Genomic DNA, 12,391 nt, shown 5'->3' on the forward strand with positions numbered 1-12,391 from the left:
TTATTTTATGATTTCAGCAAAAAAAAGAACCTTCACCAATAAGATGAAGGTTCTTTTTTTGAAGTTTGCGCTGTCCATCTATCTTCCCCAAAATAGTGGAACTACTAGACACTTAGTATTATACTAAAAAAATCTGGCTTTTAGTTTTCAAAAATTTCTCTGAATCACAAAATCTTTGAGAAAACTATCAGAATCAGATCGGATCGTTTACGTTTTTGGCTTCGTTTTTTGTTTATTAACTAAATAAACTGGAATTCCTAAAAGCGTAATCCCAATCCCAATCAATGCTAGAAAAGGCTGTGTAATACTTGTTGTAACCAAGATAAAGATACCACCTAGACTAGCGATAATTGGAATAATTGGATAGCCAGGAACTTTATACGGTCGTTTTAATTCAGGTTCTCGTTTTCTTAAAATAAAAACGGCTAAGAAAATTAATAGATTAAAAAGCCACATAACAAAAACTAACATATCCGTCAATAAATCGAAGGTCCCGAAAAACATCATAATAACGGCTACGGCTAACTGAAAAATTCCAGCTACGTAAGGAACAACAAAGCGTTTAGACAACTTTTGAAACTGGCGACTAAAAGGCATCAGATTATCTAAGGCCAAGGCATAAGGAATCCGAATTCCCGTCATTGTGTAACCATTTAACGCACCATATACAGAGATTAAAATCCCGATAGTTACGATTTTACCACCAATTGGTCCAAAAATAGCCACAGAAGCATCCGAAGCAGCGTTTAAATTTCCAGCGATTTGCTCAATTGGTAATGTTTTTAGAAACACAAAATTAATTAAGGCATAAATTAAAGTAATCAATAACAAACCAAAAATAATAGCTTTAGGCAAGTCTCTTTCTGGTCGCTTCATTTCACCAGCCACATTACCCACACCTAGCCAGCCATCATAAGCAAACATGGTTGCAACTAAGGCACCACTAAAAGCAACTAAAAAGCCAGTATTCGCTGTTGTTTCAATGGGAAAAAGCGAAACCGCTACCTGCCCTGGAGTAAATAATCCTACTAAAGAAATCAAGGCAATTGGAATCAGTTTTACCACCAATGTCGTGGATTGGACCAAAGAAGCAATTTTTGTTCCTAATAAATTAATTATCGTGATACTGGTTCCAGCAAGAACGGCAATCGGTATCAATAAATTTGCCGATAGATGAAACAAGTTGATTAGTTGTGTACTAAAAATAATGGATAACGCCGAAATGTTGGCAGGATAATAAATAATACTTTGTGCCCACCCTAACAGAAAACCAGCTAGTTTCCCATATGTATATTCAATATACTTCACTGCGCCACCTGTTTCAGGGATTGCTGTAGCAAGTTCGGCGCTAGTTAATCCTGCACAAATGGTTAAGGCACCACCTAATACCCAAGCAAAAATAGCTAAACTAGCTGACTGTGCGTGTCCAACGACACTCGCAGCTTTAAAGAAAACGCCAGCGCCAATCACCGTACCCATTACCGTGGATAACGCACCAAACGTTGTTATCTCTCTTTTTAATTGCTTTTTCTCCATAGACTCCCTCATTTCATTTAAAATAAACAAGCGTTACAAAATTTTCACTTTCTTGAAAAGATAACGAAAATAATAGCTGTTTTCATGAAAAATTCTGTGACGATCTCTTTTCAGTATAGCTATTTCTTTTAGAATTTCAAGTTTGAAAACTACAAAAAGAAAATTTGTCATAAAAGTTTTAGAGCATTCATCTTTTGTTTATAAACAAAAACTGAGGAAGCGACGATTTTCCATTAAATAAACGAAAAATCGGATCAAAAAGAAACCTTTTTGATCCGATTTTAACTACGTTATTGGTTTTTGACTTTTTCTTTTTTCATTTGTTTACTACGTAATTGTCCGCAAGCCGCATCAATATCTGTTCCGTGCTCTTTACGAATAACACAATTGATGCCATTCTTTTTGAGTACATCATAAAATTTTAATACCGCTTCTTTAGAGCTTCGGCTATATTGATCGTGTTCACTCACCGGGTTATATGGAATCAGATTAACATAAGAAAGTTTTTTCTTATTCCGTAGTAAATCTGCTAATTGTTGGGCATGTTCTGGTCGATCGTTCACTTGACTCAACATAATATATTCAAATGTAACACGCCGGTTGGTTTTTTCAATATATTCATCAATTGCTGCCATTAATTTTTCAATTGGAAAACTACGATTAATCCGCATAATTGATGTACGGACTTCATTGTTAGGAGCATGTAATGAGATTGCCAAGTTTACTTGTAGTCCACTGTCCGCAAATTCACGAATTTTTGGCACTAAACCACTTGTTGAAACTGTAATATGGCGGGCACCGATGGCCAAGCCTTTATCATCATTAATCGTTCGTAAAAAGTTCATGACATTGGCATAATTATCAAATGGTTCACCAATTCCCATCACAACGACATGGCTAACACGTTCATCCAACCCACGTTCATCGAAATAGTGTTGTACCCACATAATTTGGGCAACAATCTCGCCAGCAGTTAAATCTCTTTGTTTTTTTAATAGCCCACTAGCACAAAATGTACACCCGATATTGCAGCCAACTTGAGTGGTCACACAAACAGATAACCCATATTCTTGACGCATTAAAACTGTTTCAATCATATTTTTATCTGGTAATTCAAATAAATATTTCACAGTACCATCTTGCGCTTCTTGCACAATGACTTGTTTTAATGGATTTAATGAAAAATTTTCTTCTAATAAAGTCATCAACGATTTAGAAATGTTCGACATTTCACTAAATGAAGCAACACGTTTTGTATACAACCATTCCCACACTTGTGTTGCGCGAAATTTCTTCTCGCCATGGGCTAAAAACCAGTCCACAAGCTGTTCTCTTGTCAGTCCATAAATGGATTCTTTCTGCATTTCTTTTCCTCATTTCTGCTATTACATTCGCTTCATAACTATAACGTATTCTCACTTTGAATGCAATATCACGAAGATCCTCAAAAAAAATCGTTAAGCGTGCATGCTTAACGATTTTTTATAATTAATCTTTCACTAAGTGATAAACTTTCTTGAAGTAGAACGTTCTGGCAATTAAATAGTAAACGACCTGAATCAATAAGAAAACGCCTAAAACTTCCCAGCCAGCTAATTGCATTGGCTGATCTAACACGGCATACATTGCTTTCAAAGCAACAGCTCCATGAATAAATGAAACAACAATTGGGGTAAAGAATAAAATACCTACTTGTTGGTAAATCATTTTCTTCAATTCTTTTTTCGTCAAACCAAGTTTGTAAATCATCTTGAATTTTTCAACGTCCGTATTCATATCACTGTATAAACGGAAGTATAAGAAACTACCAGCAGAGACAAAGAACACGATACCGATGAATAGTCCGACAAATAGAACTGGTGTATAAAATTGTGTAATGGCTGCAATTGTAGCCGTTGTTCCTGTTAACATTGGGTATTTATCACCAATAATATTTTCAGCATCAATTAAGGTTTCTTTATCTGTGCCTTCTTTTGGTTGCCAAATTGTTTCTGTTTCCTCTTTGATTCCATCTGTTGAGGTACTATCTGGGATAACAACCACACCGCCAAAAGTCGGTAATACCTTGGTTTCTTCTGTTTTTCCAATGTTTAAAACTTGATCATTTCCCAATTGAACAGATTTAACATCTACTGATGCAGCAGAAGGAGCATCTTTTTGTACTAAATTAACTACGCTATTCCCAGCAATCGTTGGTTCGTCAATCATTTTTGCTAACTTATTATATTCAGATGTTTTGATCAATTGGATGCCAGCACTTGTTTTGTACATTGTGTAATCAACCTGATCAAACTGAATATTTTTTTCTTGGAATGTTTTTGTCGCAAATTGTTTCATTTCTTGATTTTCTGGGTTGGAAGAATCAGACAATGTCAATTCGTATGGTACAGAACTTATTCCTTTAAAAATCATTTCATTCACGCCGTATAACGTTCCAATGGCAGCAAAAGCGACTGTTGAAATCACTGACACCAAGAAGAACGAACGCGCATTATCTTTCATGCGGAAAGCCAAATCTGATAAAACGACCATATTAGTTTTTTTCCAAAAGATTTTTGGTTTCCGTTTTAAACGTTCAATGACAGAAACACTCAATTGGTCAAATAAGAATTTTGTTCCTAAAATAACTAGGAAAATTACTGGGAACATCACCATTAAAACTAGTTGTCCCTTAGCAACTAAAGCAATTCCATAGCCGACAACTAAAAGCAACACGGCTAAGAAGGATTTAATTTTAGAGCTTTTGATTTCACCTTTACCCATTTCACCCGCTTTTAGTAACTCTTGAAGTGTCGCTTTTGGCAAACGGAATTGAATAAAGAAAGAAATTACTAAGAACAAGACCGCAAACGAAATGACAGTAATGATAAACGGCATCACTGGTAAATAAAAACCTAAACCTAGATGCATTAATAAATTGCTAATCCATAAAATAAACTGTGAAAACCCAACACCTAAAATGCTACCAAAAATTGTAGCAAAGAAACCAATCACTAAGTTTTCAATAAAAATCATTTTCTTCAACTGTTTCGGGCTCATCCCTTGAATCATCAAGGTTCCAAATTCTTTTTTCCGAGATTGGATAAAGACATCCATCGAGTATAAAACGAACAAGAAAGAGAAACCATAGATAATAATTGCCGCAGCCGTCATTCCCATTTGTGCTTTAGGATTTAAACCATTAGCTAAGGCTGGGTGAAAGACAAAACCAGTGAATGTAAAAAAGATCATCACAGAAAACATTGTGCTTAGGAAATAAGCCAAGTATAAATGCTTATTTCGAATCGTATTTCTTATAACAAACTGATTAAAATTCATTATCGACACCTTCAATCTCAGCCAGTTTCACCATGATTAAATCGTAGAACTCTTTTTGATTGCCATTTTGGACAATTTCATCAATTAATTCACCATCTTTAATAAAGACGATACGCTTGCAATAACTTGCGGCTAGCGGATCGTGGGTCACCATTAAAATCGTTGCTGCCTCTTCTTCATTTAATTGTTGTAACAAGCCCATCACATCCTTAGATGATTTCGTATCTAAGTTTCCTGTTGGTTCATCGGCCAGTAATAATTGTGGATGATGAATCATTGCCCGAGCAACGGCGACCCGTTGTGCTTGTCCACCAGAAATTTCTGCAATTCGTTTTTTCAACAAATGATTGATACCTAAACGCTCACTTAATTCTGCTAATTGGCGTTTCATTACAGAGACTTTTTCTCCATCAAGCGTCAATGGCAGAATAATATTTTCTTCAACTGTTAATGTTGGCATTAAATTAAAGCTTTGAAAAACAAATCCTAATTCTGTACGACGGAATTTAGCAATTTGTTCTTGATTCAAATTATTTGGATTTTTTCCATTTAAAAGTATTTCACCGTCTGTTGGACTATCGATTGTTGCCAATAAATTTAAAAGTGTACTTTTCCCACTTCCAGAAGGCCCCATAATGCCAATAAATTCACCATCTTGGACAGTTAAATTAATCCCTTTTAAGGCTTCATATTTAATTTCGTTTCCGTAAACTTTTTTCAAATTTTGTACTTCTAACATATTTTCCACTCCTATTCTTCTCACTCATTTAGTGTATCGAAAATGAAAAAAAACGACAATAGAAAAGAATAACAATGAACTTACATTACTGTAAGTGCACTGTTATTCTTTTAAAAGTTACGCTTCATATTCAATCACATAAGGATGAATCTTCGTATTATAAATAGCTTCTGAATATTCTACGCAATGACCTGTTGGGCTTAACGAACGCCGAATTCTTTTTAAGCCCGTTGTTTCAGTTGTTTGCAACATCTTTTGTTCTTCTTCTGTCAAAGTTGCAACTTCAAACCGGTCTTCAAATTTATAAATTTCAATGGCATGACGATCCATCAAACGATATAAGGATTCTTCTTGGTATTCAATCAATGATACGTCTTTCATGGCAGCTGGCAAATAGTAATTAAAATAAATATAGGGTTGTTCATCGATTAGATATAACCGTGAAAGGTGAACCACTTCTTCCCCTAAAAATTGATAAGCTGGCATCTCTTTTGACAATGTCAAGTTTTCAACTTGTAAAACTTTTTTAGTTACTTTCTGACCTGACTCATTCAAAAATTCAGTGAATGTCCCTGCTTTTGATAATTTATTGTAGGGCCGATTGCTTAACACAGTTGTGCCCCGGCCACTTTTTTTCTCAACAAATTCTTCCGCTGCTAACATTTCGATTGCCCGTCGAATCGTAATTTTACTAACGTTAAACATCTCTTCCAATTCTGTTTCTGTTGGTAAAAACGTTCCTACTGGATACTTGCCACTCAAAATATCTTCTTTAATCTGATCTGCTACTTCTAAATAAAGCACGCTTTTTCTTCTCATGATACGCTCCCTCCCAACCGCACTATTCCTTTCTATTTTACCAGAAAATGATGATTATAACATGATGCTTTGCTGAAATTATAAAAAAAGAACAAAAATAGATAAATTTATCTATTTTTGTTCTTTTTGTTTATTGTTCCGGTGTCTCAGGCACTACCTCTTCTGATTCCGCTTGTAAAAAGACTTTTCTTGGTTTACTACCTTCTGATGGTCCAATAACTCCGTGTGCTTCCAATTCATCCACTAAACGAGCCGCACGATTATAGCCAATTCTAAAGCGTCTTTGTAGCAATGAAATACTAGCTGTTTGCATTTCAACCACCAAGTTTTTTGCTTCTTCAAATAACTCATCTTGAGGAGCTTCGCCACCGCCTGAAGTGGTCGGTTCATCGGTTGGCATCATGCTTTCTTGATATTCAGCTTCTTGTTGGTCCGTTACAAACGCAACCACTCGTTCGACTTCTTGATCAGAAATAAAGGCCCCTTGGATGCGGATTGGTTTATTTTCTCCCATTGGTAAGAAGAGCATATCGCCTCGACCTAATAGTTTTTCCGCCCCATTGGTATCAATAATGGTACGCGAGTCTGTCCCACTTGAAACCGCAAAAGCCATTCGAGAAGGAACATTTGCTTTGATGATTCCTGTAATGACATCTACACTTGGTCGTTGTGTCGCTAAAATCATATGAATGCCCGCTGCCCGTGCCATTTGGGCTAAGCGGATAATCGCATCTTCGACTTCGTTACTTGCCACCATCATTAAATCAGCTAACTCATCAACAATGACAACAATAAATGGCAGAATCGGACGATTTTCGCCATCTTCCGCATTTTTCTGTTGAATTAATTGATTGTAACCAGTAATATTTCGGACGCCTGTTGCTGCAAATTTTTCATAACGAAATTCCATTTCTTGAACTACTTTTTGCAAGGCTTGGGCCGCTTTTCTCGGATTAGTAACCACTGGCGTTAATAAATGAGGAATCCCGTTATACACATTCAATTCCACCATTTTCGGGTCAATCATCATTAATTTTACTTCATGGGGTTTCGCTTGCATCAAAATACCTGTGATGATGCCATTGATAGCAACCGATTTCCCACTCCCTGTCGATCCCGCAATTAATAAATGCGGCATTTTTGATAGATCCGCAGTTTGAACCATCCCTGAAATATCTCGACCTAAAGGTACTTCTAATAGTTTATCTGGATGACTTGGTTGTGCCTCAACAATATCTCTAAAGGATACTGTACTAATTGCACTATTAGGAACTTCAATCCCAATTAATGATTTTCCAGGAATCGGGGCCTCCATACGAACATCTTTGGCGGCAAGCGCTAAAGCAATGTCATCCGTCAAGTTAACAATTTTGCTAACTTTTACCCCAACAGCGGGTTGAACTTCAAATTTTGTGACAGATGGTCCTAAACTGGCTTTGACCACTTTAGCATCCACGCCAAAACTCTTGAAGGTTTGTTCCAAGACGCCAATATTTTTTTCGATTTTTTCATATTCACCACTTTGATCCGTTGCTTGAATTGTATCTAACAAATCAGTTGGTGGTAGTTGATAATCACGATCTTCCGCTTCTTCAGAAATTTCAAATTCGAGAACACCAGCTTCATCTGCCGCTTCCTCTTCCTGCTCTCGTTGCGGTTTTGTTGCTGTAATTGGCGGTACAGGCATCGCCTGATTTTGCTGTTGAAACGAATCAATTTGAACAGGCGTTGGTGCGGCCGGTTCTTCTGCCATTGGTTGGTGGGTTTCAACTGGCGTTTTTGTTAAGCGCTCGGCTGCCGCTTGTTCCATGCGTTCCTGCTCTTGTAATTTTTGTTGGGCAGCGGCTTCAATTTTTGCTTGGCGTTCTGCTGCTTTGGCTTCTTTCTTCGCTGCTCGCTTCGCCTCTTTTTCTTCTTGTCGCGCCTGTGATTTTGCCGAAACATGGCTTAGGCGATCTTGAATACTTTGGAAATGATCAACAATTTGCTGAAAATCCCACATACTCATCAAGAAAATCCCCGCTAACAGTAGCAATGTAGCAATTAAATAGCTACCAAATTGTGCCACCAAAAAGTACGTTCCTTGATAAAGCAGTGCGCCAATCATACCGCCTCCTACGTTTTGCGTCACTTGGTTGGCTTTTAAATCGCTTTGCAAAAATTCCCAAGTGTTACCTAAAATATCTGGTTGACTGCCACTAACATTCCGAAACATAAAGGCATGTAAAAATAACAAAATACTAATATAAATCAGAACAGCGCCAAAAATAGGGCGCCCTCTTTTTAACGGAAAATCTTTCCCATAAATCATGACTAATAAGCCATACAGGATTAGTAAAATCGCTGCAAATGGAAAGGTATTACCTACGACTAAGCGTAAACAATTCGCTAATAACGTGCCTAAAAACCCTAAGCGAAAGAGTCCAAAGACACCGAATAAAATAAAAATCAGGCCAAGAAACATATAATTTAAACGTTCTTGTTGTTGCTGTTGTTTTTTGGTCTTTTTCTTTGTCGTACTTTTTTTCTTATTTGTTGCTCTTTTTTGTGCCATTTAACTTCCCTCTTTCCATCACTTCTCATTATACATAAAAATGGAATCGAACAAAAGTGCCCACCTCATTTTACTTGAAAAATCATGGAAATTTTTTAAAAACTTTCATTTTAAGAAAAATGGAACAATAGTCTCTTGACCACTGCTCCATTATTTCTTATTTTGCTGATTCTTAATGGTATAAGTCGAAACGACCTTTAGCCATCATTTCTTTGGCGCCACCTGTTTCAAAGAGCGCTTTGTTCATGATAATTTTTTTCATGAATGAAGCTGGGTATCCTTTGATATCTGTTTTACCCACGATTCCTAAGGCACGTGTATTTCCGACAGAACAAACAGAACCTTGTGATTTAAAGCTGAAAGGTTTAGTTGCTTCCCCTTTCAATTGTGCTTGAATATTTTTTGCAGCATGAGCGCCCATTTTCAAGGCGATTTGTGCTGTCGTTGGGTAAGGTCGATTGGTTTCTGTATCCATCACTGCCGAGCAGTCACCAATAATATAGACATTGCTATGGTTCGCATCTGTTAAATCTGGTTGAACCATGACACGACCACGACGAGCTTCAAAGCCAGAATCGCCTACAACGTGACTTCCACTAACACCCGTTGTCCAAATAATTGTTTTGGCAGAAAGTTCTGCCAAGTCGCCTGCTTCGTTATCTTGATAAACAACTGCGCCTGGTTTGATTTCTTTAATTGGTTTACCTAATAATAAATGAATAGCTGAATCTTTTAATAATTGCACACCATAGTTCGCAAGTTTTTCGTTAAACATCGGCAATAGGCGAGTAACTGCTTCGACACAATAAATTTGGATTTGATCTGCTGAGACACCTGCGATTTCAGCAAATTTTGGTTTGTTTTCAACAAGAGAACCTAATAATTCAATCCCTGTAAAGCCTGCTCCACAGACAACAATTTTTAAGAATTCTTCGTTTTGAGTTGCTTTGTATTGACGCATTTGCTCTTGGATATGTTCATACACGTTTAAAGCCGTTTTCACATCTACCATTTGTAGAGCATGTTCTTGCACACCAGGGATACCAAATGATTCTGATTCAAACCCAAGAGAAACAACTAAGTAATCATAATTGATTGTTTGGCCATCTTCTAAAGCAACTGTTTGTGTTGCAGCATCAATTGTTTTAACTGTTCCTTGGATAAAGGTGGTCATTTTTTCATCGACAACATCCATAATATTGTATGTGATTTTTTCAGCTGGTTGTGTTCCAGCAGCAACTTCATGCAAATCCGTTGCTTCGTAGTGATAGTTGTTACGATCCACTAAAGTAATTTCGACGTCTTTGGCGCCTTTTTGTAATTCGCGTAATGTTTTTAAGCCTGCGTAACCAGCACCTAAAATAACAACATGTTTCTTATTCATTTTGATTCCCTTCCACTCTATAAAAAATTTACAGCCACCACAAACCTATGGCGAAAAATAGCACTTGTGCAGTTGCTCCCACAGCTAAGATCTTCACAGCACAAACAAATGTTTTACTCTTCACTTGTTCCTTCAGTAAGGCTTGGGTTTGTTTCCGTACAAAAGGTAAAGTTAAAAGCATGAGTAACATTGTTGACGGGGTTAATCCTAAACCGACAGCTAACAAAATGGCTAACATTGCTATTGTATTTAATCCGACGAATAATTTCAAAGAACTTGCTTTGCCAAGGTAATGAACTAATGTATATCTCTTGTTATTTTCATCTTCCTCTAAGTCACAGATATTATTTGCTAACATTAAGTTAGCAATGTAACAAGTGTTAGGTAAAGCGACTAAGAAAATCCCCCATAAATTAGCTGCCGACCAAGGGAAGACTTCAAACGTATTAATGTAGACACAAATGAGGGTAATCATGAACCCCATTGTAAATCCTGAGAAAACTTCGCCCAATGGTAGGCTAGACAAAGGTTTGGGTCCTGATGAATAAAAAATACCAATTAAGTAACAATAAAGACCCATAATTAATAACGGCCAGCCGACAATGAATGACAACCCAATTCCCATTAAAGCAGAAACGAGAATCATCCAAAAAATCATTTTACGTATTAATGGCAAAGATAAATTTTCTCGACCGATAATATTCGTTTTTTCCTTATAATCATGAACTTCTGTGGCATGATGGTAATCATTATAATTATCTAAAATATCGACCGCCATATTAAAAATAAACATCGCAATGAAAAAAATTAAAACATAGCCGACATGGAGCCGCCCATATTGGTACCAACTAAAACAAATTCCTAACAAAAATGGCAAAACACTAGCCGTTTTTGCTTTTAATTCTACTAATTCAAAAAATATTTCTCGATTCAAACTATCCCTCCGCTACTTTTTTACAAACTTTGTTACTTTTAAAACTTAATTACTGTATTTCTGTCGCCAATTCGTATACAATCAAATAGTATTGAACCACTGAAAGGATCGTAGTATATTTATGAACACATTTTGGAAGTCGTTTCCTGACGTTGAACGTTCTTTAACGGAAACATGTGAACTAATTGAACAAACGTTGCATACACGCAACGAAGATATTGAAGAAGCCTTGGTAACTTTGGCTCGTTCTGGCGGCAAATTATTACGCCCCGCTTTTTTCTTTCTTTTTGCTCAACTGGGTGATGAAGAAAAACAAGAGAAACAACAACTATTAAAAATAGCTGCATCTTTGGAAATCCTACATATGGCTACGTTGATTCACGATGACATTATTGACGATTCTCCATTGCGCCGAGGCGCTGTGACTATTCAATCACAATATGGTAAAGACGTGGCTGTTTACACAGGTGATTTACTATTCACTGAATTCTTTACTTTGATTGCAGATGCCATGAATGGCTCTGAATTTATGAAAATCAATGCACAAGGAATGAAACGGTTGTTACTTGGTGAACTCGATCAAATGAGTCATCGATTTGACCGCCGTATGTCGATTCCTGCTTATTTAAGAAGTGTCAATGGCAAAACAGCCGAACTTTTTTCACTAAGCTGTCTTGAAGGGGCCTATTTCGGTCATAGTTCAAAAGAAGTCCAACGTTTAGCTAAACGAATTGGCCGCCATATTGGCATTGCTTTTCAAGTCTATGACGATATTTTAGATTATACCGCCGACACGGAAACCTTGAAAAAGCCCGCTTTAGAAGACTTGTCACAAGGTGTCTATACGTTACCACTTCTCTTCGCTTATCAAGCAGCACCTGACGTATTCAGCCCTTATTTGGATAAAGGACGTGCCATTACCTTAGAAGAGGCAGCTGAAGTTGCGGCGCTAGTCAACGACTATCATGGCGTTACAGAAGCACAAGCTTTTGCTAAAAAAGTAACCAACAAAGCAATCACTGATATTCAACAATTACCTGATGGCACAGCAAAAGAAACCTTACTTTCCTTAACTAAGCTCTTATTACATCGTTCATTTTAAACGTT

9 protein-coding genes are annotated in these 12,391 nt (G+C 36.9%); 1 reads left to right on the plus strand and 8 read right to left on the minus strand.

Going from position 1 to position 12,391, the window contains the following annotated elements:
* Positions 1 to 207 precede the first annotated feature (207 nt).
* The 8 genes from IGL49_RS07800 to IGL49_RS07835 all read right to left on the minus strand — a co-directional run bounded on the left by IGL49_RS07800 (position 208) and on the right by IGL49_RS07835 (position 11,284).
* Positions 208 to 1,536, minus strand: coding sequence for an APC family permease (locus tag IGL49_RS07800; RefSeq protein WP_104855164.1), 1,329 nt, complete (start codon positions 1,534 to 1,536; stop codon positions 208 to 210).
* 290 nt (positions 1,537 to 1,826) lie between these two features.
* On the minus strand, positions 1,827 to 2,900 hold the full coding sequence (gene rlmN / locus IGL49_RS07805) for a 23S rRNA (adenine(2503)-C(2))-methyltransferase RlmN (RefSeq protein WP_002356987.1): 1,074 nt from the start codon (positions 2,898 to 2,900) through the stop codon (positions 1,827 to 1,829).
* 124 nt (positions 2,901 to 3,024) lie between these two features.
* Positions 3,025 to 4,854, minus strand: a complete 1,830-nt coding sequence (locus IGL49_RS07810; RefSeq protein WP_104855162.1) for an ABC transporter permease — start codon at positions 4,852 to 4,854, stop codon at positions 3,025 to 3,027.
* Positions 4,844 to 5,593, minus strand: coding sequence for an ABC transporter ATP-binding protein (locus tag IGL49_RS07815; protein WP_002381711.1), 750 nt, complete (start codon positions 5,591 to 5,593; stop codon positions 4,844 to 4,846). The genes IGL49_RS07810 and IGL49_RS07815 overlap by 11 nt, the downstream gene beginning before the upstream one ends.
* Before the next feature lie 117 nt (positions 5,594 to 5,710).
* Positions 5,711 to 6,412, minus strand: a complete 702-nt coding sequence (locus IGL49_RS07820; RefSeq protein WP_104855161.1) for a GntR family transcriptional regulator — start codon at positions 6,410 to 6,412, stop codon at positions 5,711 to 5,713.
* 130 nt (positions 6,413 to 6,542) lie between these two features.
* Positions 6,543 to 8,966, minus strand: a complete 2,424-nt coding sequence (locus IGL49_RS07825) for a DNA translocase FtsK (RefSeq protein WP_104855160.1) — start codon at positions 8,964 to 8,966, stop codon at positions 6,543 to 6,545.
* A gap of 172 nt (positions 8,967 to 9,138) precedes the next feature.
* On the minus strand, positions 9,139 to 10,350 hold the full coding sequence (locus IGL49_RS07830) for an NAD(P)/FAD-dependent oxidoreductase (RefSeq protein ID WP_016617571.1): 1,212 nt from the start codon (positions 10,348 to 10,350) through the stop codon (positions 9,139 to 9,141).
* A 28-nt stretch (positions 10,351 to 10,378) separates the two neighbouring features.
* Positions 10,379 to 11,284, minus strand: a complete 906-nt coding sequence (locus tag IGL49_RS07835) for a prenyltransferase (protein ID WP_104855159.1) — start codon at positions 11,282 to 11,284, stop codon at positions 10,379 to 10,381.
* A gap of 121 nt (positions 11,285 to 11,405) precedes the next feature.
* On the opposite strand from IGL49_RS07835, the gene IGL49_RS07840 reads away from it, so the two are divergent.
* Positions 11,406 to 12,386, plus strand: a complete 981-nt coding sequence (locus IGL49_RS07840; RefSeq protein WP_104855158.1) for a polyprenyl synthetase family protein — start codon at positions 11,406 to 11,408, stop codon at positions 12,384 to 12,386.
* Positions 12,387 to 12,391: the final 5 nt, after the last annotated feature.

This window comes from Enterococcus sp. DIV1337a, from assembly GCF_051712285.1.
GTDB lineage: Bacteria > Bacillota > Bacilli > Lactobacillales > Enterococcaceae > Enterococcus > Enterococcus faecalis.